The sequence below is a fragment of the Flavobacterium niveum genome (assembly GCF_055231775.1).
In genome coordinates, this window is sequence record NZ_JBUYSX010000004.1 from 390,651 (window position 1) to 416,433 (window position 25,783).

Sequence of the window (25,783 nt, forward strand, 5' to 3'; positions counted from 1 at the left end):
TGTGATTTAGGAATTGGGGATTGTGATTTTGTTGCAATACCATATTTCAAACACCACCCTTCAAAATCTTCAAAATATTACCATATATTTGAAACCTCATCATAATAAATGATGAGGTTTTTTGTTTTATCCCTGTATGAAAAGAAAATTACTGTTTGCCTTAATGGTTTTTGCGGCATTTATAGGTGTTGCAACTGCCCAAACGAAGGTAGGGGGAGTAGTATATGACAATACCAATCAGCCACTGCCATACGTTAATGTTTATTTTAAAGGTACCAGCGAAGGTGTAATTACCGATGAAAATGGTAAGTTTTACCTGGAGTCGGCCAATAGCTATACTCAGCTGCTTGTATCGTTTGTAGGCTTCGCTTCTAAAGAAGTAACAATAGAAAGCCCCGTAAGCCTTAACTTTAAAATTAAGCTTTCTGAAGCCACCGAGCTGAAGGAGGTAAAGCTCTATGCCGGTAAAACATCTAAAAAGAACAACCCTGCTATAGACATACTGCGTAAAATATGGGAACGCCGCCGCAAAAACGGCCTGCACATGTTTAAGCAATACGAATATGAAAAGTATGAAAAGGTAGAGTTTGACCTGAATAATATAGACAGCGCCATGACCAAAAGCAAAGTGTTTAAGGGTATGGAGTTTATCTTTGAACATGTAGATACCAGTAACGTTACCGGTAAAAGCTACCTGCCCATATTTATAAACGAAGCGCTGGGCAAGGTATACGGCGATAATAAAATGGGCCGTAAAAAGGAAATCACCAGCGCTAACCGCAACTCTGGTTTTAGCGGTAACCAGCAGATTACCGCCTTTATTAAAGACCTGTATGCCGACTACGACATCTATAACAACTACCTTAAGTTTTTTGATAAAGACTTTGTAAGCCCGCTGTCGCGCACGGGTATTAACGTATACAACTACGTACTGGCCGATACCGCTGTTATAGACAATAAGTACTGCTACAACATAGTATTTTACCCACGCCGTAAAGGCGAGCTTACCTTTAAGGGTAACTTCTGGGTAAACGATACCACCTTTGCGATAAAGAAAATAGCCATGAGCGCCAGTAAGGGTGCCAACATCAACTGGGTAAAGGATATTTATATAGAGCAGGAGTTTGATGTGCTTAACGATTCGGTGTTCCTGCTTACGCGCGACCACATGATGAGCGACTTTGCCCTGCGAAAAAAAGACGAATCTAAAGGGGTATATGGCAAGCGTACCACACTGTTCCGTAACTATGTCTTCGACCAGGAAAAACCGGCGGAGTTCTATACCAAGGAAGTAAACCAGTACGACGAAAGCATACACAACAAAGACGATGCGTTTTGGGATGAAAACCGCTTTGAGTCGCTAAACAAGGATGAGAGGGGCGTGTACAAAATGCTGGATACCCTGAAAACCATCCCTAAGTTTAAACACATGTACGACCTGGTGGCCACACTGGGCAGCGGCTACTACCAAATGGGTAAGTTTGACTATGGCCCTATATTCTCCACTTTCGGGTTTAACGATGTAGAAGGCTGGCGCGTACGTTCGGGCGGGCGCACCTATTTCGGGCAAAACGATCCGTGGCGTATAGAGGGCTACGGAGCCTACGGCTTTAAAGATGGCCAGTTTAAATACGGCATCAGCGGCAAGTGGATGGTAGACAAGCGCAACCGCATCATACTACAGGCCGGTACCCGCCGCGATATAGAACAGATAGGGGTAAGCCTTACCGCTACAAATGATGTGCTGGGGCGCAGTTTTGCCTCGTCGTCACTGTTTTCAAGCGGTAGTAACAACAAGCTTACATCGGTACATTTTACAACCTTCAGTGCCGAAATAGAACCCTGGAAAAACCTTGTACTGCGCGGCAGTGTAAACCACCGCACCCTTAAAAGTGCCGACAGGGATGCCTTTAGCCTGGACTACTGGATAAACCCTAACGACCATTCATTGGGTACAAACGGCTATGTAGACCAGTACGAATACGGTGCCATGATAGACTACACCCCCGGCCGCCGTACCATAGGCTACGGCGTGGAGCGTAATGATGTAGACTTTAACTATGCGCGCCTGTTCCTTAACTACAGCCAGGGTATAAACGGCGCTACAGATAATGATTTCGGTTACCAAAAACTGCAGTTCTATTACAGGCAACCTATATTGGTAGGGGGCTTCGGCAGGTTGTTTACCACCTTTGAAACCGGTAAAATATTTGGCGCAGTACCACTGGGGCTTATGGGTGTAATACCGGGTAACCAAAGCTGGTTCAGTATAGAAAATACCTATAACCTGCTTAACTACTATGAGTTTGTAGCCGATGAATACGTGTCACTCCACCTGGAGCATAATTTTAATGGCCGCCTGTTTAGCCGCATACCGGGCGTGCGCGACCTTAACCTGCGCGAGATTGTGGGTATTAAAGGCGTGTACGGTAACATAAGCAGCGAAAACCTGGCGCTTAATGCCAGTAATGTAATATACCGCTCACCTGAAGATATTTACTGGGAATACCATGCCGGTATAGGTAACATCTTTAAAGTGTTCCGTATAGATTTTGCGTGGAGGGGTAATTACCTTAGCCTGCCCGATGCCAATAAATTTGCCATTAAAGGTTCGTTCGGGTTTTATTTCTAAGAGTGCTTTTATTTCACAAAAAGTTGTATTTTCGTAATAATCCCAAATAAAACCAATCGTATGAAAAAGTTGCTGCTTTTGCTTGTCGCAATACTTTCCCTTGTTTCCTGTAAAAAGGAAGAGAAGCAGCAGTCCATATACCCCACCATGCAGGTTGCCATAAAAGAAGGTAGTGCTTTTAAGGTGCTTAACGACTCGGTTTTAAAGCTAGAGTGGAACAAGCAGCTGAAAAGTACGCGAACGCAGGTAGAAGGTTTTGAGGTGGAGGAAGTACCCGTAAAAAATATCAATGCCACCACCACCATTATTACGGCCTATTGTAAAGACGGAAAAACTACCGTGGGCGCATTGCTTACCGAAAAGCACGGGCACTATTACTTTGAACCCGAAATTGCCATGGTTATTTGTGCCGGTTGCATAGAAGGATGTAAGCCCGAACCGGTAAATAACAATGGCAAGCTTAGTATAAGTTGCAGTAGTTGTGATGATTGTGTAAAGACCGATTTCTTCCCCGATTTCCCTTAACACAATAATTAACATTTCGTTAGCTGGTTACAGTAGGTTATTGTATTATATTCGTAGAAGCAATCCACTAAAAAAACAGCAATGAAAAAAAACCTACTAACAACCGTATTCCTTGTGTTGCTTGTAGCCCTCGCAGGCTCATGCAGTTCAGACGAAACATTAGTGCAGGACACTACAAACACCACGGCAACTTCTAATGACGCAAGCCTTACAGCACGCGGAACCTTTTGGGGCGGCAGGCTGGCTAATATTAATTCAGACGGCTCTACAACCTTTGTTGTTGACCCTGGCCAGATTAAGGCTGACCTTGAAGAGCTGATGGCAAACAGCAACCAGGCTACTACACTGCAAACAGTGTTTATTACCAAGAAATTTAACCCAAGCGATGCCAATGATTTTACCTATGCACTTATAGGCAGCGATAACGCGGGCACCAGTATAGGTGTAATGCTTAGGCTGTCTGAGAGCGGGCTGTACTTTGAAGGCAGTGACGGCCTTGGGTTTGAAGGTACTTTGGCCGGTACTACCTGCAGGGGGTGCACCACAGGATGCAACCTGGAGTATGTAAGGATACAGGGCAAAAAAGCATTTTACTGTAATGCAAACGGCTGCGGCGAGTTTTGTACCAAAATTTATACAGAAGATTAATTTACTGAATTATAAAGATGAGAAGGCTCCCGAAAGGGAGCTTTTTTATTGGCTGTTTACCAAAGCCTTGCATACAGGTTAGCGAATTGTAAATTTGGCTGTTTTGTTGCGATTTTTTTAGTGTGCAGAGTTTGTTACTATTTTTTTTATAGTAATTTTGCCGCCGTAACGCAAAACAAATTACAATGTCAGCAACAAAAACATTTGATGTACTTATAGAGATACCAAGGGGTAGCAGGAACAAATATGAATATGATTTTGATATAAAGCGTATCCGTTTTGACAGGATGCTGTATTCTTCAATGATGTACCCTGCCGATTATGGCTTTATCCCTGAAACCCTTGCGCTTGATGGCGACCCGCTTGATGTGCTTGTGTGGTTTACAGAGCCTTCTTTCCCGGGCTGTGTGGTAGAGGTAAAACCTATAGGTGTATTCTATATGTCTGACGATAAAGGCGATGACGAAAAAATCATCTGTGTGCCGGTGTCTGACCCTATTGCTTGCAAAATGAACGACCTTAGCGACCTTAATGAGCACTTTACTAAAGAGGTAGAGCATTTCTTCCAGGTATACAAAGACCTTGAAAACAAAAAAGTAGAAGTACGTGGCTGGGGCGACCGTGCCGCTGCCGAAGCACTTATAACTGAATGCACCGAGCGTTTCAACAACCTTGAAAACAAACCGGAAGGCCTTTTCAGCATAAAATAATTTAGGTTCATCCCTAATGTAAAAAGCAACGCTAATAGCGTTGCTTTTTTTGTTATACTTTGATTTTAGATCTATAAAAAAATGTATAATTTGAAAGACATACCCCTAGCCCCTCTCAAGAGGGGAATAGCTTCACTCATATCAAAAAAAGATTATTTTTAAGGAGTTTGAATAAGCACATCTGAATTTCATTCTTGGACTATCGTGTGGAGTATCTTTCAGCAGAATGGTTTAAGGGCCTGAGTGAAGCTGCTCCCCTCTTGAGAGGGGTTGGGGGTGTGTACGTTACAATGATTTTGACAAATAAAATGATTCAACTATAAATTATGCAGAAGGAAAAATCAAATATAGCCAAAGCGAATGCTGAAATAACGGTTGACAAAAATCTTGACAGCCTGAAGGATATCCAATTTAAATCGGGAAAACCTGAAAAGATTAAAAACGCTGAATTTAAGCTAACCTTTCTTAAATAAGAAAGGTTCTATATATAAATATAAAAGCCCCAATTTGGGGCTTTTATATTTATATATAGGTTCCCAAAGGGAACTACCAACAACAAACCTAAAACAATCCGTGAAGTTCGGCGTTAATGCGGTTTATTACAGTACCCAGGTCTTCGGGGTTGCTTACAAAATCTATGTTGTCTACATCTATAATAAGCAGCTTACCCTTATCGTAGCCCTGTATCCAGGCTTCGTAACGCTCATTAAGGCGGCTAAGGTATTCTATGCTTATAGAGTTTTCATAATCGCGGCCACGCTTGTGTATCTGCTTTACCAGGTTAGGTATGCTGCTGCGCAGGTATATAAGCAGGTCTGGTGCGCCCACAAAGCCTTCCATAAGTTCGAAAAGCGATTTGTAGTTGCTAAAGTCGCGGTTGCTCATAAGCCCCATAGCATGCAGGTTAGGGGCAAAAATGTGCGAGTCCTCGTATATGGTGCGGTCCTGTATTATCTTTTTGCCGCTTTCGCGGAACTGCAGTATCTGGCTGAAGCGCGAGTTAAGGAAATAAATCTGTAGGTTAAACGACCAGCGTTCCATCTGGTGGTAAAAATCATCAAGATAAGGGTTGTCTACTACATCTTCATAATGGGGTTCCCATTTAAAGTGTTTTGCCAAAAGGCCTGTAAGGGTTGTTTTTCCGGCACCTATGTTGCCCGCTACAGCTATATGCATCTATTGTCTGGGTAAACTTATTTTATACTGTATAATTTCGCTGTCGGTAAAAATACTTAAAATTCCGTCTTTAAAATAAAAAGCCCCGAACGTTTTTTCAACTATCGATACCGGCGTACCCTTGCCCGTTTGTACATTGTACTGAATCAAAGCATTGGCAGAAGCCAGTAGTAAAGTGTCGGGTGCTATCAGCTGCGCGGTGTCAAACTGCGGCACGCTGCCCAACGGACGCACGTTGCCAAAAAGGTTCAGCGAAAACAGCTGGGCTTTATTATCTATCCAGTAGAAGTAGTTATAATCACTTTGGTACCACAGTACACCATCGTTAAAAGGCGGCGTAAGCGTACGGAAGGTATTTTTCTTAAAATCGAAAAGGCCGGTTTGCTGCGTGCTTACATCATATACCCAAAGGCGGTTTTGCGATGCCAGCCCCACGGCTTCGGCTATAACAGGGTTAGGGATTTCATTAAAGTTGATCACCACCGTTTCGTTCAGCTGGTTATCCAGTAATACTACAGTGTTGAACTTTTTGTAAAACAGTACTATTTGTAATGGGTTTTGCAGGTCGGCGCGGGTAATGTCGCCCAGTGCCACGTTACGGTATTTCAGCACACGGCCGTCTTTCGCCTTACGGAACTCGTTATCGGCTATTATGTACTGCCAGCCAAAGGCATCAGTACCCACAAAACGTTCGGGTGCGGCCTTAGGCGTAGCCATAATACGCACAGGCAGCAGGGCTTCCTGGGCAGTGGCTACGGTGCCGTAAAGCAACAGCAGTAAAAGCGTCAACAGTTTTTTCATTGGCAAAAAAGCGTTTGCGGTAAAAGTAGTAAAACTACAGCTTCAGCCGGTCGAAAAACGGCTTTTTGTACGACTCGCTTATGGGGATGCGCATGTTGTTTATCAGTATCCTGTTTCGCTGCACCGAATCTACATAGGTAAGGTTTACAGCGTAAGAGTTGTGCACACGTATAAACAGTTTTTCGGGTAGCTTTTCCAGCAGGGTCTTAAAGTTAGACAGGGTGAGGATGTATTTGCCGTTACTGAGGTTTATCTTCAGGTAATCTTTAAGCCCTTCTATGTAGGTAATTTCTGAAATGAACAGCTTTACGCTGCCATATTCTGCCTTTACAAAAACAAAGTTGTCTTCGGCGGCGGGCAGGGCAGTGGTGGTGGGTATTGCGGGAAGTACGGGTACGGCAGGCTCTTCCTTAACGGTATTCAGCTTGTTGAATGCCTTAAGGAACCGCTTGTACGATATGGGTTTTACCAGGTAGTCTACTGCTTCCAGCTCAAAACCGTCTACGGCATACTGCGGGTAGGCCGTGGTAAAAATAACCATGGGGCGGTAGGCCAGCGTGTCTATAAATTCCAGCCCCGAAAGCTGCGGCATCTGTATGTCCAGGAACACCAGGTCTACATTATTCTTATGGATAAAGCCCAGTGCTTCCACAGGGCTTGTAAAGGTTTTAAGCACGCTTATTTCGGGCAGGGTATTGCAGTAATTTTGTATTACCTCTATAGCCAGCGGTTCGTCATCTATAATAACGGTTTTTATCTCCATTAAATTTGCAGTGACAGGTCTACATAAAATTTATTGTCTTCAATATATTTGTTCAGCTTATAACTGTCAGGGAAATACAGTTTTATACGCTTCAGGGTGTTGTCTATGCCCAGCCCCGGCGTGGCGTCTTTAAATGCCTGGCGGTTAATGTCGTTAACGGCCAGCATTTGTATTTCATTGTGGGTTATGGTAAATTTTATACTGATGTCGCATCCGTGCGATGTGCTTACCCCGTGCTTAAACGCGTTTTCTATAAAGCAGATAAACAACAGCGGCGGCAGGCTTATGCCGTGCGGGTTGCCATTAACCTCATAGTGTACGGTATTGTTTGGGGTAAGGCGCAGCTTTTGCAGCTCTATATAGCTTTCTATATACGAAAGCTCGTCGGTAAGGCGCACCTTTTCCTTATCGGTTTCATAGAGCATGTAGCGCATCAGGTCGGCCAGGTTCAGTACGGCCTGTGGCGTGCTGTCCGATTTTTTTATGGAAAGCGAATAAATCGTATTCAGCGAATTAAAAAAGAAGTGCGGGTTCAGCTGTGCCTTCAGGAAGTTGAGTTCCGACGTTTTCTGTTCGGTTTCGGCTTCCTTCTGTTTTTTGTAGCTTACGTTCCATTCTTCGTATATTTTCAGTACTGCACTCATAAGTATGTGCAGTGTAAACATTACCACGTTCGGAAAAAAATGGAAACGCGGCTTCATGGGAGGCTCGTTGCCAAAATTAGGCGCAGGCCCGTGCTTCAGCCTCATCACGGCATCCCTCAGGTGGTAGGGTGCAGGCCCTTCGTAAGCAGAAAATATATATGAGAATAATGCTATAATCGCTATCATGGCCAGTACATACAGCAGCCCGCGTTTTTTTAGGAGCAGCTCGGGTACCAGTATCAGGTAATTAATATAAAAGATAGCAACGCAAAACAGCATCTTTACAAAAAAGGATGCGGGCAGCATTTCGTGCCATTTTATAAAATCGGCCACGGGGAAAAACAGCAGCAGCAGCCATAGCAGTATGTGTACGGCATACAGGCGCAGTTTTCCGGGGATGCTGTTATAAGCCTTTTTCAGCATTTTGTTTTTATCTTAAGTTGCTTTAGTTCTTCCTGGGTTATATAGGGGGCTTTCCGCTGCTTTATTTTTTCCATTACCTTATCGCATACTTTGGCCGCATCTGTACTGTCGCAAAAAGGGTGGTTGCCCTTTACGGCAGGTATTACGCCCTGCTTTATCAGCAGTTTTCCGTTTGCTTTTATGGTATAGCCAAAGCCATTGCCCGCAGGGTATACGCTACCCTGCAGGTTTGGCTCAGCACCTGGGCCGCAGCTAAGCAATACAAACGCTGCGGCAATAAAGCATATAGAATACAATTTAAAAATCCTAATCGTCGTCATCCTTCTTTTCGAATGGTTTAAATTCCCACATGTCGTCATAGTAGCTGTTACCGTATTTGCCCAGTGCTATAAAAGCACGTTCGCCATTGTATATGGCTATGGCATCCTGGCGCGATGCACCTTCAAACTGTGTTTTTTCTTCCCATAGGTCGGTAAGCGGGTTATACTCCCATGCCGATGCCTTGTCGCCACCGCTTACGTAGCCATAATTGCCTATGGCAAATGTTGTAGCGCTGGTACGTGTAAGCGAATAGCTGTCTTTATAATCCAGGTCGCGAAGGCGTGTCCAGGCTTCGCTGGCGGTATCAAATACCCAGAAATCTTTTTGGTTAATATCGTTGGCAGATCCAAAGCCCATGTATACAAGGCTGCCTATGGTAAACGACGAACCATCGTGCCTTTTGTTTCCGCCGAAGCCGTATATTTCCGTCCAGCTGTCTGCAACCGGGTCGTATTTAAAGAAGTCTTTTTTATCTCCGGTAGTGTCATACCCGGTGCCTAAATAACCGTTAGTACTGCTGCTGAAGCCTATAGCGCCCCTGCGTGCTGTGCCCTGGTATTCGGCAGCGGTTGTCCACGTACCCAGTGCGGTATCGTATTTGTAAAAATCTTTCAGGTAGTTAATGCCGTCATAGCCCGTGCCCACATAGCCGTTAGTGCCTATGGTAAATGCCGCCGCAGAGCTGCGTGCCGCGCCCGGGAAATCCTGAAGCTGTTCCCAGTAGCCGCCGTCTATGTTATAGCGCCAAAAATCGTTAAGGTAGTCATCGCCATCATAGCCGGTACCGGCATAGCCGTAGTTACCTATAGTAAATGCTATGGCGCTGCTGCGTGGTGCGCCGTCAAACACGGTGCCGGTTACCCAGTTGCCCAGCGTGGTATCATCGTCACTGCCGCAGGCCGTGGCGAGCAGGCCTGCAAGTGCCAGGCCCAGTATCATACAGGTGTTTCTTTTCCTGAAAAGTTTTTTCATAGTGTTATTATTATTTTAAATTGTATTTAAACCCGGCAGAGAGGTACACATTTTCCTTAAAGCCGAGGTTGTGCTCATTGTTTGCATAGGGTATGTACAGCTTGTTGTACAGGCTGTAACCGCCGCGTACTATAGCCGTCCATTCCCTGCCCGAGGCAAAGCCGTATTCCAGCCCTGCGTTTACATTTATCATTTCTATAGCCTGCGCGCGGGTGTTGTTTTCTATATAAACGGCATCGCTGCCGGTAATGCGGCTGTAAAACCCGCCCGATGCTACTATGGCCTTCAGGCTGTGGCTGTCGTTAAATTTATAGCCTACCCATGTGGCAGGTATACCCAGGTTAAAGTACGTTTTGCCACCCAGCCTGCCCGAATAGTTGATTACCGGCATAAACCTGTATTTGCCAAAATAGCCCTTATAGCCCGCCCCGAAGGTAAGTGTGCTTTCACTACCGCTTCCGGGTTTATAGGTAAAGCCCGCAAAAAAGTCGGGGTACAGGTCTTTTATGCCTACATCTTTAAGGTTAGAAACCAGCTGGGGTGTAAACTCACCGGTTACCTTCCATGTATCGGTAAGCGGGTAGCTGTATGCTGCGCCTACCTGTATGGCAGTAATGTTTTGCACGCTGTGGATATTAATATCTTCGTTGCTGCCATAGTCCATACCGTAGGCTGTTACGCCTGCTGTAAGGGTAAGGTTACCATTTTCATATTTATATCCGGCATTGTGCTGTATGAGCGACGTGGCATCTTTACTGTAAACCGAACTGTAATTATAACTGAGCGTACTGCCGGTTTCCTGGGCGGTGGCTACACAGGCCACGCAAAGCAATACCGCTAAAAACTTAAACATGCTTGTAAGGGTTTGGGGGCAAACGTATAGGTTAATGCACTACGGCTTAGCATGAAATATATGGACAGGCTTTTTTAACAGACAAACCAGCCTTTTTAATCGATAAGCAGGCCGGGAGGCAAACGATAGGTAAAATAGGGGTATTGGTAGTTGAAAAACGGCAGAGTATCTATATGTTTTTTACGGGGTATGCCGCCCTGTTACATTTGGCGGCAATACTTAATAATGAACCATGTATAGCATACCCCGCTTTTTAATTATTTTCGGCCTGGCGTGTCTGCTGCCGTTTTTGTCGTGCTCTCATGACGGGCTTTATGATGCCCTGGGTACCTCGGGCGATTTTACCCAAAGCAATATTAAGGTGATACAGATAGACACCTTTTCGGTAAAGATGTCTACCTTCCGCTACGACAGCATTGGAAGCAGTACCGATAGCCGCCTGCTGGTAGGCCGCTATAACGACCCTTACTTCGGTACGGTAAAATCTACCGGATATGCCAATTTTGTACCGGCACAGTATTATGTAGACAGCGATGCGGTGTTTGACAGCATAGTGCTGAACCTGCAGTACGATGGTTTTTATTATAACGATACCCTGGCTACAAAAACCATAAACGTACACCAGCTTACCAAAACACTGCGGTATAAAAGCACTGACGACGGTTTTTACAATACCTCGTCTATAGCAGCATCAGATGAGGTTTTGGGTACCAAAACCTTTACACCTTACATCAGTAAAGACTCAGTTACCGTTAGGCTGAATGATAGCTTTGGCCTGAACCTGTTTGAAAAAATACAGCACAACGATATAAACGATGCCGATGAGCTGAACGATTATTTTAAGGGGTTGAAAATTGCCCCGGGCGATAGCGAGGATGCATCGATTATAGGGTTTAACATGAGCAAATGCTATTTAAGGTTCTATTATTCGTTTGATGACGATACCACTAACGATGAAAGTGAGTATTATGACTTTGTATACTACAGCACCACTACGCCAAAATTTTTTAACCATATAGAGGCCGACCGTGGCGGTACGCTGCTTTCGGCACTGGGCGGGCAGGAAGACGAGCTGCCCTCTTCGGCTACAAACAACCTTTCGTTCATACAGTCGGGAACGGGGATTGTCACTAAGGTTACCTTCCCTTCGCTACGCAATATTTATACGGTAAACGATGATAACGGTGAGGTTTTTAAAGCCAACCTGAAGATAAAGCTGAACAGGGCCTACTACGATAAGCAGCGTTACCTGCCCGATTCGGTATACGTATACATAGCCGACCAGAACAATGACCTGGTAATGCAGCTTACCGATGATGCCGGTAATGCCGCTGTGGCCTATATAGACAAAACCGATGTAGAGAATAACGAGGTATACCTGGTGGCGCCGGTAACTACTTTTATAAAACGATCGCTATTGTATAGCGAATATATTAATTATGGCCTGGTGTTTTTCCCGAAAGGGTATAATGCACGTACCGAGCGTATGGTACTAAACGGCGAAAACAACAGCAATTACAAATCACGCCTGCAATTAACTTACACTATTTATGACGAATAAAACAGCATGGGCATGCCTGCTGCTCACTATAAGCCTGCCGGTTGTGGCACAAACCAATAACCAAACGAGTTCACCGTATTCCTTATTCGGGGTGGGGCGTTTTAACGAGGTAAACAGCGGTATTACAAATGCACTGGGCAAAAGCGGTATGGCCCTTTCGGGAGAAAATGCCATAAACAACCTTAACCCCGCAGCGTTTGCCGAGGTACCGAAGAACTCATTCCTGTTTGATATTGGCATAAAAGGCGACCAGACAGAGCACATAAGCAGCGACGATACCGGTAAAAATGTTACTACCAGTTTTTCCAGCATCAGCTTTTCTACGGCGGTAACGTCTAAGTCGGCTATAGGGGTGTCGCTTTCGCCGTATTCAGACGTGGGGTATACCCTCAGGGGGCTTACCACAACCATAGAGGGTTCGCAGGAAAGCTATGCATCATACATTACCGGTTCGGGCGGGCTTAACAATGCCGCTTTTAATTACGGTTACCGCATTACCCCTAAGCTTAACCTAGGGGTGGTGACAAACTATTACTTTGGTAAAATAACCGAATCAGAGCAGATAGCCATTGGCACAGACTACCTTGCCGTGACGTCTGAAAGCCATTATTCGGGTTTCCGTTTTGGCCTGGGTACACAGTATAAGGTAAATGATAAGCTTACCCTGGCGGCAGTGGTAAACTCGCCCGCCTACCTTAAAGGGACTAAAGACCGTAATGTAGCGACACAGGTAAATGAAATACAGGGCACAGAGATACTGGAGAGTACCAAGATAGCGGGCTTTAAGCTGCCGCTGGAAGCCGGTGCGGGTATTAAATACACCCTGAAAAGCTTCACCTTTAATGCCGATTACAAGCACACGTTTTGGAATGCCACCGATATGGCAGACAACCTGGGCCGTTTTGTAGATTCCGATTTTTTCGGGGCGGGGGTTATGTATTCTACTGTTAAGGTAAGGCCATCGTACTTTGAAAGGTTCCAGTACCGCCTGGGTTGCAATATGGACAACGGCTATCTGGAGGTAGACGGTACCCGTGTGCAAAACATGGCCCTTACCACAGGGGTAGGGGTGCCGCTGGGCGGGCGAAAGTCGTTCCTTAATATATCATACAGCTACGGGCAGCGTGGGTTGGTGTCGTCGCGGCTGCTGCAGGAAAACTACCATGCTTTTACCGTGAATATCAGCCTGGAAGACCTTTGGTTCCTGAGGCGTAAGTACGAGTAAAAAAGGCGACGTACGTTCGCAGCCGTATTTGCCCTGTTCACCTACTTTGCCCGCCCTTAAAGCGTAATTTTGGCTACTTTTGAAAAAATATAAGCAAACTGTGTAACAAAACACGGGTTTTGTAATCTAACAGCAAAAGCAACAGTAATGAAAAAAATAAGTGCCTTTATTATAAGCCTTTTTGCCATGGCGGCATCGGCCCAGGATTTCCAGGGTGTGGCGACGTACGAGTCGAAAACCACGGCGCCGGACTTCCCGAAAGGAGACAGGAACATTACTCCCGAAATGGAGAAGCAGATAAAAGAGCGTATGAAGAAAGCGCTCGAAAAAACATTCATCCTTACCTTTAACCGTTCTGAAAGCACCTACCTGGAAGAAGAAAAACTGGATGCACCCGGCGATAACGGCGGCATGCGCATGATGGCGAGTTTTATGGGCGGTGGCGGCAAGCACTACAAGAACATTAAGGAAAAGCGCTTTGCCATGGAAAAAGAAATCATGGGCAAGGAGTTCCTTATAGACGATACACTGCCGAAAATAAAATGGGTGCTGGAAGCCGAAACCAAAAAAATAGGCGACTACACCTGCTACAAGGCTACGGCTATGGTACCTACCGATAAATCTGATTTCCGTAACATGCGTCCTAAAAAGGAAGCAGCCAAAAAGGCCGAAGGCAGCGAACCGGCTAAAACAGAAAACAAGACCACTAACTTTATGGACAGCATGGAAATGCCCAAGGAAGTTGCCATTACCGCATGGTACACGCCTGACATTCCTGTAAGCACAGGGCCATCTAACTACTGGGGGCTGCCGGGCCTTATACTTGAAGTGAGCGACGGCAAAACGACTGTACTGTGCAGTAAGATTGTACTGAACCCCAAAGAGAAAGCTGTTATAAAGAAGCCTACCACAGGCAGTAAGGTTACACAGGCACAATACGAAGAGGTTGTAACCAAGAAAATGGAAGAAATGCGCCAGATGGGTGGCCCGGGTGGCCCTGGTGGTGGCAGGCCTCCACGTATGTAACCTGTTTAAAAACACCTTATTATTTCTTTTCAACCACTATCGCATGAAGAAGTTATTCTTTGGGCTGGTACTGCTATTGTGTGCAGCGGCCCATTCGCAAACCGTAAAATTTGAAGGTACCATAAAAGACTCTACCGGTACCGCGCTGGAAATGGCCAACATTATGGCGGTAAATAAGGCTACCAATGCCATGGATTCTTACGCCATTACCGACGAAAAAGGCCGTTTTGTGCTGAACCTGAAGCCCAATACCACCTACGGTATTAAAGCCAGCTTTATAGGCTACAACACTTTTGAGGAAACGGTAACTACCGAATCTGCCAACATCGTAAAGAACGTTACCCTGACAGCAGGCGTGCAGCTTAAGGAACTGGAAATTGTACACGAAATGCCGGTATCAGTTAAAGGCGATACGCTGGTATACAACTCTGATTCGTTTACAAACGGCACCGAACGCAAGCTGGAAGACGTGCTGAAAAAACTGCCCGGCGTAGAGGTAGACAGCGACGGTAACGTAAAGGTGGAAGGCAAAACCGTAACCAAGCTTATGGTGGAGGGCAAGGATTTCTTTGACGGCGATACCAAGCTTGGCGTAAAGAACATCCCCGCTGATGCACTGGATAAAGTTGAGGTACTGCGCAACTACAATGAAGTGGGCCAGATGAAAGGCCTGGTAAACAACGAGGAAAACGTGGCCATGAACATCAAGCTGAAGGACGGCAAAAAGAATTTCTGGTTTGGCGACCTTACCGCAGGTGGCGGCTACGGCGATGGTGGACGCTATATACTGAACCCGAAACTGTTTTACTACAGCCCGCTGTACAGCGTTAACCTCATCAGTAACTTCAACAACACTGGTGAGCTGCCGCTTACCATGCAGGATTACTTTAAGATGACGGGTGGTTTCCGCAACTTCATGAAAAAGGGCGGTACCAATTTTAACGTGAGTTCTAACAACCTGGGTATTTCGCTGCTGCGCAATAACAGGGCCAAGAATATAGAAACCAAGTTCGGGGCAGCCAACTTCAGCTATAACCCTACTAAGGCGTGGAGCCTGAGTGGTTTTGCCATAATCAATTCCGGCAGGAACGAATTACAGACCGAAAGCCGTAACACCATCCTTGACCCGGTGACACTGGAAACCCAGACCGTGCAGGAAACCAAAGAGCGCACATTGCAGCGCAGCGATTTCAGCCTGGTAAAGCTTAGTTCGAGCTATAAGCCGAGTACGCGTTTCCAGTTTGATTACGACGGGTTCTTTAAAATATCAAAGCAGGGCGAGGATACACAGCTGATGAGTACGGTAAGCCCGCAAACCGACCAGAGCCAGGACATCAGTACGGCTAAGGACCAGACGCCTTTTTCGTTTAACCAAAACCTGAACCTGTACTACACGGCAGACGATAAGAATGTGTTCTCTTTTGAGGGGCAGCACCTGTACCAGGAAGAAGACCCGTTTTATAAAGCGGTGCTGGAATACAATCCGTTCCCCGGCAGTGAAACCGGCGACCAGACGCTTAACCTGAACCTTGCCGATGCCAGCCTGTACAACCTGAACCAGAGGCAGCTTGTAATTACCAATAAAACCGATGCCAAGGCCGACTGGTATTACCTGCTTACGCCAAAGGCCAACATTAACCTTACGTTGGGCGATACGTATTCGTACCAGCAGTTTAACAGTAACCTGTTCCAGATACTGGATTCGGGAGAGATGGATAATCTTGACAACAACAGCAAGAACAATGTACGTTACGCCTTTAACGATGTGTTCCTGGGGCTGCACTACAAGTTTATAACCGGTAAGTTTACCTTTAACCCCGGTGTAAGCGTGCACAGCTTTACCATGAATAACGACCAGCTGGGTACTTCGGTAAGCAATAATTTTTACAGGGTATTGCCCGATGTGTACGCAATGTACCAGATAAAAAACTCAGAGCGCCTGTTGTATACCTATACTATGACAAACGAGTTTAGCGACATCTCTAAATTTGCCCGTGGCCTGGTGCTGAACAATTACAGTTCGCTGTTCCGCGGTAGCCGCAACCTGGAAAGCGCTACCTACCAAACGCACAACCTGAACTACTTCAGGTACGTGATGTTCAACTTTACGCAGATTTTTGCCAACCTAAGCTATAGCAAAAGGGTAAACGATATTAAAACCCTTGCAGCCTATAGCGGTATCAACCAGGTAAGCACGGTAGAGAATTCTAACTTTGCCGATGAAATAGTAAGCGGTATGGCGGGTTACAACCGTACGTTCGAGCGTTTCTACAAGGCATCGGTAAACGCCAATTTGAGTTGGAACCGTTACAACAACTTCAGGGCAGATAGCTCCGTAGAAGATGAGGTAACCATGGACAACGCACTACGCCAGGTAACCGAGCAGTTTACACAAAGCTACACCGGCAGCCTGGGCACCATATTTAAGGAATGGCCAAACCTGGAACTGGGGTACACCGTAGCCATAAACAGCTACACCGGTAACAAAACCTATACCCACAGCCCGTATGCCCGTATGGACTACCTGCTGCTGAATAACATAACCCTTACGGCAGATTATACGTACAACCACTACTATAACAACACCCGTACCAGCGATAACGAGTACGATTTCCTTAATGCCGGTGCCATGTACCTTACAAGGAACAAGATATGGGAATTTAAGGTAAGCGGTACCAACCTGCTTAATACTACTTCGCTTAACGATGACAGCTTTAACCAGTTCAGTACCCGTATTTCCAGGTACAGGGTACAACCACGTTATCTGTTATTTACGGTTAAATACAATATCATATAGCATAACCGGGTTTTATTAGTATTTTTGTGCAAAACATTCGGTTACTATGTCTATTGAGGTAAAAGGGATAACAAAAAGCTACGGCGAGCAGAAGGCGCTCGATGCGGTTTCGTTTTCGGTAAACAAAGGTGAGATTGTGGGTTTCCTGGGGCCAAACGGCGCCGGTAAAAGTACCCTGATGAAGATACTTACCACCTACCTTGCTGCCGATAGCGGCGAGGCCAGCGTAAACGGAAGCGATGTGGCTGCCCAGCAAAAAGCGGTGCAGAAATCGGTAGGTTACCTGCCCGAGCACAACCCGCTGTACCTGGACCTTTACGTACGCGAATACCTTGCCTTTAATGCCGATGTATACCACGTAAACAAAAACCGCATAGAGGAAGTAATACAGCTTACCGGCCTTACGCCTGAAGCACATAAAAAAATAGGTGCGCTTAGTAAAGGGTACCGCCAGCGTGTGGGTCTTGCCTGTGCACTGCTGCACGACCCTGAAGTACTTATTTTAGACGAGCCGACAACAGGCCTCGACCCGAACCAGCTTGTGGAGATACGCGACCTGATTAAGAACATTGGTAAAGATAAAACCGTATTCCTGAGTACGCATATCATGCAGGAGGTAGAGGCGATATGCGACCGCGTAATCATCATTAACCACGGCAAGATTGTAACCGATAAGAAACTGAAGAACCTGGTTAAGGAAACCAGCGTAGAGCAAGTGATAGAGGTAGAGTTTGACACCGCTGTAGATGCTGCCCTGCTCCAAGCCCTGCCGAATATCGCCAATGTAAAAAACACTAAAGGCAACCTTTGGGAACTTACCTTTAGTTCAGGTGACGATATGCGCCCTGTGGTGTTTGACTTTGCACACGATAACAGCCTGAAAACACTACAGCTGAGCCTGAAGAATAAGAACCTGGAAAGCGTTTTCCGCGAAATGACCAAAAAGAAGTAACCCATGTGCGGCGTACCGTTGCCCTGGTGGGTTGAAGAAATAGAAAAAGACAAGGATAAAGGCGAAAGCCCCGAAATTTCCGTTCCCGAAAAAGGGGAGGATGAGAAGTGCTAAGCTAATATAATTCTGGTGCAAATTTTGTATATTTGGAAGACTAACTAAAGTATAAGGTTATGGCAGTTGAAATGCAGATTGAAAGAAAGAAGCTTGAGCTTATACAATGGCTTTCTACATTGGAAGATATGGATCTTATAAATAAGATTGCAGATTTGCGTAAAAATCAAGGCGATTGGTGGGATGCTATTTCTGAAGAAGAAAAAAAATCTATTGAAAAAGGCATTGAAGATGCAGATGCGGGAAGGTTAACTCCACACAGTGAAGTAAGGAAACTATATGAAAAGTGGTTATAAGATTTCATGGACTGACCATGCCCTTTCGGAATTGCAGGATACAATTCATTACATGGAACAGCATTGGACAGAAAAAGAAATTAAAAACCTTGCTATAGCTATTGAACATACATTAGTATTAATTGCTGCGAATCCTGACTTGTTCCCTGTTTCTGAGACGAATAAAAATGTGCATCGTGCAATTGTCAAAAAATACAATACCTTATACTATAGGTTAGAGGGAGAAGTTGTTTCTATTCTTTCATTTTTTTCTAACAGGCAAAATCCCAAAAAGAAAAGCATTTAAGTATATTCCTCAATTTCGCTACGCTGCATTCGGAATGGAAAACTCCGCTACATCACGAATAACCAAATCACCGCATCACCGAATAACCCTATTCATATACCACTTTCCCAGTATACTTCCTATCAACGTCTACTACAGGAGGATGGTTCAGCAATACTAAATTCCCGGTAGAGTAGAGTGTGCCGGTAACCTGCTGGCTGGCCTGTACCCTAATATCGTTGCTGCTACGATGGAATACCTTTACGTTAGTGGCATCAAGCCCGCTACCGTCAAAACGGGCATCGCCGGCATAGAAGTTAACGTTGAGGTTTTCTACGTTTCCGGTGATAAAACAATCCAGGTTCTGGTTGTCTTCTACGGTAAAATTCTGGCAATCCAAATCAAGGCTAACCAACCCCGAAGCCGTTTCGCTAAAAATACCCGACTGTACCGAGAGATCAGGGAAATGCAGTGTACCTGCCGAACGTATGGTAAACTGCGTGGCAGTGTATATCTGGTTGAGGTTTGGTGTAGTAACCGTTATGGTAGTGCTGTTGTACTTACGTACCCAATTACAGTTGTTAGCATTGGTAAGGTATAATTTGCCATCAATCACTTCAGCGGTTATGTATTCTTTCAGGTTGGCCCCGGTTTGCACGCTTACGCTTTGTGTATCGCCTTCGGCAATGACCAGCTCTATCCCCGGCGATACATTAATACTGCTGAACTCCGGCACAGCAATGGTATAACTCACCGTATCGTCCATACTCCTGAAACACTCCTGCGCACCATCGCTGTTGCACGACACCACTATGCCTATGAACAGGCAGGCTATTATGCTAAAGGTATAATTCGTAATTCGTAATTTCCAATTCATAATTCTAAATTCTATACCCCACACTAAACTCCATTACCTCTGCCTTGGCACCGTGTGTTTTCAGGCCAATGCCGCCAAAGATGTTCTTGCAGAAATAGTATTTTGCGCTCAGGCGCTGGTACAGGCTGCCCGTGCTTTTATACGGTTCGTATACATAATACCCAACTTGGCCTTCGAGCGACATGCGGTTGATGTACAATTCGTACCCGCCGAACAACCCTACTTTGTGGTAGTCAGTATTTGGGTTGGTAGGCGTTTCAGGGTAGGCAACGGACATATAGTGGATGTACTCTTTCAGGTATTTCGGGATGAAAAACTCCGCTCCAAACTGGAACCCGCTTTTACGGCTGATGCGTTTGTCTGCATAGGCGCTAAAGGCATAGTAAGGGTATTGCTTGCTGCCAATGACATCGCTTTGGTTAATCCCGCCACGGAACACAAAGTTGAAATGTACGGGCTGCTTGTAGTTTATGATGGTGTCATATGCCATTGTCCTACGTACATTCCCGTCTTGTTTGTCGAAGGTATAATTAAGCCCTACATTCACCGCAAAAGTATTGGTGCTGGTGTTGGGCGACTTCATACTGGCATTGCTGTGGTGTATAAAGATAAGCCCCGCCTGCAGCCCGACGTTTTGCACAATATCCTCCTTTTTGTAGTTCAGCATAAAGTAGGTAGACGGCATCAGGTGGGCACCATACGCGTAGTTGCGGTAGTTGGTTTCCTTATCGTAAGGATTGGTATTATAAGCTGCACCCTGCCCGATGCGGAACATAAGGTTGCGGTTAAGAAAATAAAAGCTATAATGCCCGTACAGGCCATACATTTCGCCCAGCGCCTCGTTCTTCATGTCCTGGTAGTGGAACGATATACCAACGTCGGGGAAGTTATAGGCCGATTCCCATTCGTGGTTGCCAAACGTTTTTTTATTCAGGCTGATGACCATGCCCTCCGGGTGGGCGGTAATAAGGTGCTGTATGCTTTTGCGGTGCGGTACTATATTGCCGTAAAAGTAGTTTGCGTCCACGCTGTAGCCGCCTTCAGGTTGTTCCTGGGCAGCCATTAGGCACGAAAAAAACAGCAAAAACAAATGTATCCGCCTCATTTCATTGGTTAATGCGCCAAATATAGCAGAAATGATTTTCTGCCTGTCCATCTTGCGGTAAATATTTGCTTAAATCAGGGTTAAATGAAAATAACAAGCCCGGAATATTCATCCGGGCTTGATTCTTAATATGGTTTAAATGTTATTTAATGATAAGCTTGTGTGCTGTGGCACTGCCGTTGCCGTAAACCTGTACCATGTACAAGCCGGCGCTTATGCCGTTAAGGTTTATCCGCTCTCCCGGGATTAAATTATCTCCTTTTTTTATAACCTTGCCGGTAAGGTCGGTTATGGTGTAGTTTTTTGCACCATTTTCAAGGATTACATAATCAGTGGCAGGGTTAGGGTATATGAACGATGTGTCTTTTTGCGGTGCGGTGGCAGAAAGTGTGGTGCCTGCGTTAAACTTAACGGTCCAGCCGGTACCCGAGAAGCTACTTGATGTTAGCACATTTTCGGTATCTATAGTAAAGGTGCCTAAAAAACCTCCGCAAGCATACAGCGTGCCGTTTGCAGCCTGAAGGTCGCCTATCTGTGTAGAGCCACCATTGATGCTATAAAACTGCGATGTTATTACATTGCCGTTTTGCGGGTCTAACTGTTGCAGGGAAAAAGCGTTTCCCTCTGTAGTATACGATTGCGTTTCTTCGCCAATGCTAAAGCTGTACGTACCGAAAAATCCAAGCCCGTAAAACAATTCGTCATTGTCGTTAAATGTAAGCAGGTTGTCACTGTTAAAGTACAATACCCCGCCTATACTACTGTAGTTTGCCCCACCGGCTACGCGCGCCCATACCATCTGCCCGTCGGCAGTTATTTTGCACACCATGTTGTGGGTATACCCATAGTTTTCAGGTATCACAGAATCGCCTGTAAGGGTTAGCCCTTCGCTGCCTGCTTCAGGTTCAAGGTTTATGGTATTTTTAAATAATCCGGTAAAGTAAACCTCATTATTGCTGTCTATGGCAATAGATGCTATACCCTCGTTTGGCCCGCCTATAGAGGTGTTGTCTTCTTCATCTATGGCGGTGCGTCCCCACAGGTAATTACCGTCCGGGTCAAATTTTATAAGGGCAAGGTCAAAATCGTTAAGGTCTGAACTTTCAAACTGTGCCACTGCCGTACCCGGATCCAAGTCAAGCGGCCCTGCAAATCCGGCGCCAACGTAGATGTTATTATTGCTATCGGCTTTCATAACGTTGCATATGAGCATGCTGCCCAGCGGTACGTTAAAATTCTTAGCCCAAACAAGGCCCAGGCCGGAATCATATTTGCTCATAAAATAGTTTTCCCAGTTTACAGAAAGCACATTGCTGCCTTCTTCAGAAAAATCGAAATCCAGGTTACCGTAAAAGCGGCCTGCAATAACAATATTGTCACTGCTGTCTATGGTCATAGAGTAGAGCTCTATATAATTATCTGTAGCTACTTCATAGGCTTTGCCGCTTATGTATTCGCCATCTGCGTTTAGTTTTACAATGTAGGTAGTGGGCTGGTTCGGCCCCCCGTTTACAATCTGTGTGGCATCGCCGGGATCCAGGTCTATAGACTCCTTAAAAGTGGAAGCAAAGTACAGGTTGTCCTGCGAATCAATTTCCAGGAACGGCAGTTCCTGATCTAATGGGCTTTTCCAGAAACGTGCCCACAGGAAGTTGCCGTCCGGGTCAAATTTTTCAAGATAAACATCGCCATATTGTGCACCGGTGGTGGTATAGTCATTTGAATTGGGGTCAAACTGTACCGTACCCCTAAAGGGACCGGCAATGTAGGTGTTGCCCTGGCTGTCTGTGCGTAGTTTCGAGGCGCTGGTTAAATCTTCATTGCCGGTGGCGTTACTCCAGTCGGCAATTTGGGCATTGGTAAACGAAATGCCCAGTAGTGCAAGTAAGCAGGTTGTAATTTTCTTCATGCTAAGCGGTTAAAAGGTTTGCACCGCAATGTAAAGCTTTATTAGGTAAAACAGCATATAGTTACTCCTGCTTTTCTATAGGGCCTGCGGTAATTTTTGTTTTTTTACCCGAGGTAAGTTTCTTCAGCAGTTTACGTATGTCTTTCGGTTTGTCTTTCATGCCCATTAACTCACCGGTGTACACTATTTTTCCTTTTTTGTCAATGACAAGTGTTGTAGGGTAAAACTTGATGCTGAATTTATCGCACATTTCTTTACTGTCGGCTACAATGGTGTAATCGTATTTTACACTTTTCAGGAATTTTTCCACTTTTTCTTTTTCACTAAACGTAACCCCGAAATAAGCTACTTCATCGGTGCCAAATTCCTCACGGATTTTATTCAGTTCGGGCATTTCCTGTATGCAGGGTGCACAGGTTGTAAACCAAAAATCGAGTATAATTATCTTCCCTTGCAGGCTTTCAGAAGTATATTGGTTACCCTGTATGTCGGTCATAACAAGGTTGTTTACAGAGGAGCGCCTTAGTTGTTTCCGGTTCTTGTCGTCATCTTTAAAGTATTTGTTCCAATACTTGTTATCGGCTTTTACCTCCTCATCGCTGCGTTTGTGCAGTATTTCGTAGAAATCGTTGGTTATGGTATCACGGAACGATTTTATGGTGTAATACGAGGCATCTTTGGTTTTTGCCTTAAAAATAGAATCGGCATAAGGGCGTGTATAAGGCGTACCGTCATCTTTCAGGCGTTTTATGGTGTAGTAAATGCTGTCGTGTTTGCTTTGGGGGAAATTGTTGAGGTATTCTGTAAACTCATGTTTTTTTTCTTTTCTGGCAGAAGCCGGTAAAAAAGAAAAATTTTGAGCAAAAAGTGCTGTACTGCTAAATAACAGCAGCAATAGGGATAGTTTTTTCATGGTGTAATAATTGGTTTAGGGTATGCTGTAAAAACAGAAAAGTACACGGTTTATTATGCCTTTAACTACTGGCAAATAAAATTATTGCTTTTAGCGTTATTATTTTAATTTCCTAACCAAAACCTACAGAAAGCTATGCGCTCAATCTTCAAAAGAATAATTCATCCTGTTTTTATTTTACTTTTGTTATTTACGGGTAATTTGCTCAATGCTCAGGTAGTAGACAGGGCACCAAGCGGTCGCCAAAATGTTTTAGCTGTTGAAGGAGGGGGGATATTAATTACCCCTGATACTATAACTCCTGTCCAAACATTGATAAACCGGCTGGATGGTAAGTGGGAGTTTGAAGAAACCGGTAAAGCCTATTGGATTGGTTACACGCAAGATATGTTTTCTATTGCCTCATACAATGATGATGCAATACCTGAACTGATAAAACTTTTTAAGTCGGCGAAAACCGAAAATGGTAAAATAGGCGCAATATATACACTACATCTTATTGGAATAAACAGAGAAATTGCAGGGAGGTTCTATGAAAAATTTGTGAATCCGAACGCGCGGATAGCTCTGTTAGGGTTACTACAAGATAAGGATTATGCCGTTGATGTGATGGAACTGCTGATGCGTGATCCTTGGCAGTCTGATCTTCCTTTTCTTTTTAAGGCGCTTTCAAAACAGAAAAATAAAGATATTCTTTGGGCAATGGTTAATGCAATGAAGCGGTACGAAATTCCAGGAGTGCCAATAAATAATCAGATTCCCAAAGATATAGGAGGATTAACGGTTACAATTGATGAAACTACTGACCCGGGCACTAAGAAATTTGACGATTATAGGAAGAAATTTTTGATGCTGTTTCAACATACATTCCCCGGGCAAATAGTTGTTGAAAACGAACTATTTAAGCAGGAATTGTCAAAACACAATGTTACTGAAGGTGCGCGAACGGTGGAGATTAGTAAATTTTTAAGGGATATGAGGATTGCTCCGCGCAATACTGTTAATTATAGTAGCCTGGGTGCGAAAGTAGCATATGGCTATAAAAACGGTAAGCTATATTTTTACACTCTTAAAACAGCCGGAAAAATTTTAAGCGAATGGTGGGAAAGCCTTTCCGAACCACAAAAAGCAGCAATACTAAATTATAAACCGGACACTAATTAGTGCCCGGTTTATAATATTGTGTCAGACCATCGAACCAATCCAACAATCTAACAATCCAAATGTCTAACAATCCAATAATCTAAAAAATCTCCTTAGCTATCGCTTTGATGTTTTCTGCTTTACCCATGCTGTAATAGTGCAGCACCGGTATACCGGCCTTAACCAGCTCCTTGCTTTGTGCAATGCACCATTCTATGCCCACCTGTTTTACGGCGGCATTGTCTTTGGCCTTAACCACCTCCATAATCAGCTCGTCCGGAAGGTCAACGCTAAAGCGGTGCGGAATGGTATTAAGGTGTTTTTTGGTGGCAATGGGCTTCAACCCCGGGATGATAGGTACCGTAATACCCTCCTTGCGGCATTTGGCTACAAAGTCGAAAAACTTCTGGTTGTCAAAGAATAGCTGGGTAACAATGTACTGGGCGCCGTTTCGTATTTTTTGCTTCAGGTAATGGATGTCGCTGTCCAGGCTTGGGGCCTCCATGTGCTTTTCGGGGTAACCCGCCACTCCGATGCAAAAGTTTGTCGCTGCCGAGTTTTGTAACTCATCGTCAAGGTACACGCCGTTGTTAAGGTTCACGATCTGCGAAACCAGTTCGGTGGCATAGTTATGCCCGTCTTTTTCGGGACGGAAGTAGGTTTCGTTTTTCACGGCATCGCCACGTAGTGCTACCACGTTTTGTATGCCCAGGAAGTCAAGGTCGATAAGAAAGTTCTCGGTATCTTCCTTAGAAAACCCGCCGCACAGTATGTGCGGAATGGCATCTACCTGGTACTTATTTTGTATTGCCGAACAGATACCCACAGTGCCGGGGCGTTTCTTCACCACGCGGCGTTCCAGCAGGCCGCTCGGTAGCTCCTTGTAATCGTACTCCTCACGGTGGTAGGTAACGTCTATAAATGGTGGGTTAAACTCCATAAGCGGGTCTATGCCATCAAAAATAGACTGTATGTTTTGCCCCTTAAGCGGTGGCAGTATCTCAAATGAAAACTGGGTTTTGCCCTGCGCGTTCTCTATATGTTCGGTTACTTTCATTATTGTTTTAGTTTAAAGTTTCAGGTTTCAAGTTGGTTTCACAGTTCTGGGAGGAACTGCCTACTGCCACTGAAA

At 44.9% G+C, this 25,783-nt stretch carries 25 protein-coding genes; 13 read left to right on the top strand and 12 right to left on the bottom strand.

Annotated elements, in window-relative coordinates:
- Positions 1–136: 136 nt before the first annotated feature.
- The 5 genes from ACZIX4_RS12495 (at position 137) to ACZIX4_RS12515 (ending at position 4,988) form a co-directional block, all read left to right on the top strand.
- Positions 137–2,632, top strand: coding sequence for a DUF5686 and carboxypeptidase-like regulatory domain-containing protein (locus tag ACZIX4_RS12495; RefSeq protein ID WP_463335973.1), 2,496 nt, complete (start codon positions 137–139; stop codon positions 2,630–2,632).
- A 60-nt stretch (positions 2,633–2,692) separates the two neighbouring features.
- Entirely contained in the window at positions 2,693–3,157 is a 465-nt protein-coding gene (locus tag ACZIX4_RS12500) for a hypothetical protein (RefSeq protein WP_463335974.1), read from the top strand.
- 81 nt (positions 3,158–3,238) lie between these two features.
- Positions 3,239–3,805, top strand: coding sequence for a hypothetical protein (locus ACZIX4_RS12505; protein WP_463335975.1), 567 nt, complete (start codon positions 3,239–3,241; stop codon positions 3,803–3,805).
- 185 nt (positions 3,806–3,990) lie between these two features.
- Positions 3,991–4,515: an inorganic diphosphatase gene (locus ACZIX4_RS12510; RefSeq protein ID WP_463335976.1), complete on the top strand. Its 525-nt coding sequence runs from the start codon at positions 3,991–3,993 to the stop codon at positions 4,513–4,515.
- 326 nt (positions 4,516–4,841) lie between these two features.
- Positions 4,842–4,988 carry a hypothetical protein gene (locus tag ACZIX4_RS12515; protein ID WP_463335977.1) on the top strand — a complete coding sequence of 49 codons (147 nt, stop codon included), beginning with the start codon at positions 4,842–4,844 and terminating at the stop codon, positions 4,986–4,988.
- Positions 4,989–5,076: 88 nt separating this feature from the next.
- Here ACZIX4_RS12515 and ACZIX4_RS12520 read toward each other — a convergent pair whose 3' ends face one another.
- The 7 genes from ACZIX4_RS12520 to ACZIX4_RS12550 are packed head-to-tail and all read right to left on the bottom strand — an operon-like array spanning position 5,077 to position 10,468.
- The gene (locus ACZIX4_RS12520; protein ID WP_463335978.1) at positions 5,077–5,691 is read right to left on the bottom strand and encodes a deoxynucleoside kinase; all 615 of its coding nucleotides are present in this window, start codon (positions 5,689–5,691) and stop codon (positions 5,077–5,079) included.
- The gene (locus ACZIX4_RS12525; RefSeq protein WP_463335979.1) at positions 5,692–6,492 is read right to left on the bottom strand and encodes a hypothetical protein; all 801 of its coding nucleotides are present in this window, start codon (positions 6,490–6,492) and stop codon (positions 5,692–5,694) included.
- A gap of 34 nt (positions 6,493–6,526) precedes the next feature.
- Positions 6,527–7,255, bottom strand: coding sequence for a LytR/AlgR family response regulator transcription factor (locus ACZIX4_RS12530; RefSeq protein WP_463335980.1), 729 nt, complete (start codon positions 7,253–7,255; stop codon positions 6,527–6,529).
- Entirely contained in the window at positions 7,255–8,322 is a 1,068-nt protein-coding gene (locus ACZIX4_RS12535) for a sensor histidine kinase (protein ID WP_463335981.1), read from the bottom strand. The genes ACZIX4_RS12530 and ACZIX4_RS12535 overlap by 1 nt, the downstream gene beginning before the upstream one ends.
- Complete coding sequence (locus tag ACZIX4_RS12540; RefSeq protein ID WP_463335982.1) at positions 8,316–8,642, bottom strand: DUF4907 domain-containing protein; 327 nt, start codon at positions 8,640–8,642, stop codon at positions 8,316–8,318. Before ACZIX4_RS12540 ends, ACZIX4_RS12535 begins: the two co-directional genes overlap by 7 nt.
- Positions 8,629–9,615, bottom strand: a complete 987-nt coding sequence (locus ACZIX4_RS12545) for a Kelch repeat-containing protein (RefSeq protein ID WP_463335983.1) — start codon at positions 9,613–9,615, stop codon at positions 8,629–8,631. Before ACZIX4_RS12545 ends, ACZIX4_RS12540 begins: the two co-directional genes overlap by 14 nt.
- A 10-nt stretch (positions 9,616–9,625) precedes the next feature.
- Positions 9,626–10,468 (bottom strand): DUF6268 family outer membrane beta-barrel protein, encoded by an 843-nt coding sequence (locus ACZIX4_RS12550; protein WP_463335984.1) that lies wholly within the window; start codon positions 10,466–10,468, stop codon positions 9,626–9,628.
- A gap of 232 nt (positions 10,469–10,700) precedes the next feature.
- On the opposite strand from ACZIX4_RS12550, the gene ACZIX4_RS12555 reads away from it, so the two are divergent.
- The 7 genes from ACZIX4_RS12555 (at position 10,701) to ACZIX4_RS12585 (ending at position 18,725) form a co-directional block, all read left to right on the top strand.
- Positions 10,701–12,029 carry a DUF4270 family protein gene (locus ACZIX4_RS12555; protein WP_463335985.1) on the top strand — a complete coding sequence of 443 codons (1,329 nt, stop codon included), beginning with the start codon at positions 10,701–10,703 and terminating at the stop codon, positions 12,027–12,029.
- Positions 12,019–13,254 carry a hypothetical protein gene (locus ACZIX4_RS12560; RefSeq protein ID WP_463335986.1) on the top strand — a complete coding sequence of 412 codons (1,236 nt, stop codon included), beginning with the start codon at positions 12,019–12,021 and terminating at the stop codon, positions 13,252–13,254. The genes ACZIX4_RS12555 and ACZIX4_RS12560 overlap by 11 nt, the downstream gene beginning before the upstream one ends.
- A gap of 147 nt (positions 13,255–13,401) precedes the next feature.
- A complete protein-coding gene (locus tag ACZIX4_RS12565; protein WP_463335987.1) occupies positions 13,402–14,280 on the top strand; it encodes a GLPGLI family protein in 879 nt (292 codons plus the stop codon).
- Between the two features lie 43 nt (positions 14,281–14,323).
- Entirely contained in the window at positions 14,324–17,077 is a 2,754-nt protein-coding gene (locus tag ACZIX4_RS12570) for a TonB-dependent receptor (RefSeq protein ID WP_463335988.1), read from the top strand.
- Between the two features lie 46 nt (positions 17,078–17,123).
- Complete coding sequence (gldA, locus tag ACZIX4_RS12575) at positions 17,124–18,029, top strand: gliding motility-associated ABC transporter ATP-binding subunit GldA (RefSeq protein WP_463335989.1); 906 nt, start codon at positions 17,124–17,126, stop codon at positions 18,027–18,029.
- A gap of 173 nt (positions 18,030–18,202) precedes the next feature.
- Positions 18,203–18,439: a hypothetical protein gene (locus ACZIX4_RS12580; protein WP_463335990.1), complete on the top strand. Its 237-nt coding sequence runs from the start codon at positions 18,203–18,205 to the stop codon at positions 18,437–18,439.
- Positions 18,423–18,725, top strand: a complete 303-nt coding sequence (locus tag ACZIX4_RS12585; RefSeq protein WP_463335991.1) for a type II toxin-antitoxin system RelE/ParE family toxin — start codon at positions 18,423–18,425, stop codon at positions 18,723–18,725. The genes ACZIX4_RS12580 and ACZIX4_RS12585 overlap by 17 nt, the downstream gene beginning before the upstream one ends.
- Before the next feature lie 88 nt (positions 18,726–18,813).
- Here the strand turns inward: ACZIX4_RS12585 and ACZIX4_RS12590 are convergent, their stop codons facing one another.
- The 4 genes from ACZIX4_RS12590 to ACZIX4_RS12605 all read right to left on the bottom strand — a co-directional run bounded on the left by ACZIX4_RS12590 (position 18,814) and on the right by ACZIX4_RS12605 (position 23,508).
- Positions 18,814–19,581 (bottom strand): head GIN domain-containing protein, encoded by a 768-nt coding sequence (locus ACZIX4_RS12590; protein WP_463335992.1) that lies wholly within the window; start codon positions 19,579–19,581, stop codon positions 18,814–18,816.
- A 4-nt stretch (positions 19,582–19,585) separates the two neighbouring features.
- A complete protein-coding gene (locus ACZIX4_RS12595; protein ID WP_463335993.1) occupies positions 19,586–20,737 on the bottom strand; it encodes an acyloxyacyl hydrolase in 1,152 nt (383 codons plus the stop codon).
- Between the two features lie 91 nt (positions 20,738–20,828).
- Complete coding sequence (locus ACZIX4_RS12600) at positions 20,829–22,595, bottom strand: T9SS type A sorting domain-containing protein (protein WP_463335994.1); 1,767 nt, start codon at positions 22,593–22,595, stop codon at positions 20,829–20,831.
- A gap of 61 nt (positions 22,596–22,656) precedes the next feature.
- Positions 22,657–23,508, bottom strand: coding sequence for a TlpA family protein disulfide reductase (locus ACZIX4_RS12605; protein ID WP_463335995.1), 852 nt, complete (start codon positions 23,506–23,508; stop codon positions 22,657–22,659).
- A gap of 135 nt (positions 23,509–23,643) precedes the next feature.
- Here ACZIX4_RS12605 and ACZIX4_RS12610 point away from each other — a divergent pair, with 135 nt between their 5' ends.
- The gene (locus ACZIX4_RS12610; protein WP_463335996.1) at positions 23,644–24,672 is read left to right on the top strand and encodes a hypothetical protein; all 1,029 of its coding nucleotides are present in this window, start codon (positions 23,644–23,646) and stop codon (positions 24,670–24,672) included.
- Between the two features lie 79 nt (positions 24,673–24,751).
- On the opposite strand, the gene metF is transcribed toward ACZIX4_RS12610, so the two are convergent.
- A complete protein-coding gene (metF, locus tag ACZIX4_RS12615; protein WP_463335997.1) occupies positions 24,752–25,708 on the bottom strand; it encodes a methylenetetrahydrofolate reductase [NAD(P)H] in 957 nt (318 codons plus the stop codon).
- Positions 25,709–25,783: the final 75 nt, after the last annotated feature.

Bases quoted from the DNA above. Each gene is read 5' to 3' on its own strand.
- ACZIX4_RS12605 (WP_463335995.1), bottom strand. From the start codon at position 23,508: ATGAAAAAACTATCCCTATTGCTGCTGTTATTTAGCAGTACAGCACTT.
- ACZIX4_RS12600 (WP_463335994.1), bottom strand. From the start codon at position 22,595: ATGAAGAAAATTACAACCTGCTTACTTGCACTACTGGGCATTTCGTTT.
- metF (WP_463335997.1), bottom strand. From the start codon at position 25,708: ATGAAAGTAACCGAACATATAGAGAACGCGCAGGGCAAAACCCAGTTT.
- ACZIX4_RS12515 (WP_463335977.1), top strand. From the start codon at position 4,842: ATGCAGAAGGAAAAATCAAATATAGCCAAAGCGAATGCTGAAATAACG.
- ACZIX4_RS12545 (WP_463335983.1), bottom strand. From the start codon at position 9,615: ATGAAAAAACTTTTCAGGAAAAGAAACACCTGTATGATACTGGGCCTG.
- ACZIX4_RS12570 (WP_463335988.1), top strand. From the start codon at position 14,324: ATGAAGAAGTTATTCTTTGGGCTGGTACTGCTATTGTGTGCAGCGGCC.
- ACZIX4_RS12580 (WP_463335990.1), top strand. From the start codon at position 18,203: ATGGCAGTTGAAATGCAGATTGAAAGAAAGAAGCTTGAGCTTATACAA.
- gldA (WP_463335989.1), top strand. From the start codon at position 17,124: ATGTCTATTGAGGTAAAAGGGATAACAAAAAGCTACGGCGAGCAGAAG.
- ACZIX4_RS12540 (WP_463335982.1), bottom strand. From the start codon at position 8,642: ATGACGACGATTAGGATTTTTAAATTGTATTCTATATGCTTTATTGCC.
- ACZIX4_RS12585 (WP_463335991.1), top strand. From the start codon at position 18,423: ATGAAAAGTGGTTATAAGATTTCATGGACTGACCATGCCCTTTCGGAA.
- ACZIX4_RS12555 (WP_463335985.1), top strand. From the start codon at position 10,701: ATGTATAGCATACCCCGCTTTTTAATTATTTTCGGCCTGGCGTGTCTG.
- ACZIX4_RS12525 (WP_463335979.1), bottom strand. From the start codon at position 6,492: ATGAAAAAACTGTTGACGCTTTTACTGCTGTTGCTTTACGGCACCGTA.
- ACZIX4_RS12520 (WP_463335978.1), bottom strand. From the start codon at position 5,691: ATGCATATAGCTGTAGCGGGCAACATAGGTGCCGGAAAAACAACCCTT.
- ACZIX4_RS12565 (WP_463335987.1), top strand. From the start codon at position 13,402: ATGAAAAAAATAAGTGCCTTTATTATAAGCCTTTTTGCCATGGCGGCA.
- ACZIX4_RS12500 (WP_463335974.1), top strand. From the start codon at position 2,693: ATGAAAAAGTTGCTGCTTTTGCTTGTCGCAATACTTTCCCTTGTTTCC.
- ACZIX4_RS12610 (WP_463335996.1), top strand. From the start codon at position 23,644: ATGCGCTCAATCTTCAAAAGAATAATTCATCCTGTTTTTATTTTACTT.
- ACZIX4_RS12505 (WP_463335975.1), top strand. From the start codon at position 3,239: ATGAAAAAAAACCTACTAACAACCGTATTCCTTGTGTTGCTTGTAGCC.
- ACZIX4_RS12590 (WP_463335992.1), bottom strand. From the start codon at position 19,581: ATGAATTGGAAATTACGAATTACGAATTATACCTTTAGCATAATAGCC.
- ACZIX4_RS12495 (WP_463335973.1), top strand. From the start codon at position 137: ATGAAAAGAAAATTACTGTTTGCCTTAATGGTTTTTGCGGCATTTATA.
- ACZIX4_RS12595 (WP_463335993.1), bottom strand. From the start codon at position 20,737: ATGGACAGGCAGAAAATCATTTCTGCTATATTTGGCGCATTAACCAAT.
- ACZIX4_RS12510 (WP_463335976.1), top strand. From the start codon at position 3,991: ATGTCAGCAACAAAAACATTTGATGTACTTATAGAGATACCAAGGGGT.
- ACZIX4_RS12550 (WP_463335984.1), bottom strand. From the start codon at position 10,468: ATGTTTAAGTTTTTAGCGGTATTGCTTTGCGTGGCCTGTGTAGCCACC.
- ACZIX4_RS12530 (WP_463335980.1), bottom strand. From the start codon at position 7,255: ATGGAGATAAAAACCGTTATTATAGATGACGAACCGCTGGCTATAGAG.
- ACZIX4_RS12560 (WP_463335986.1), top strand. From the start codon at position 12,019: ATGACGAATAAAACAGCATGGGCATGCCTGCTGCTCACTATAAGCCTG.
- ACZIX4_RS12535 (WP_463335981.1), bottom strand. From the start codon at position 8,322: ATGCTGAAAAAGGCTTATAACAGCATCCCCGGAAAACTGCGCCTGTAT.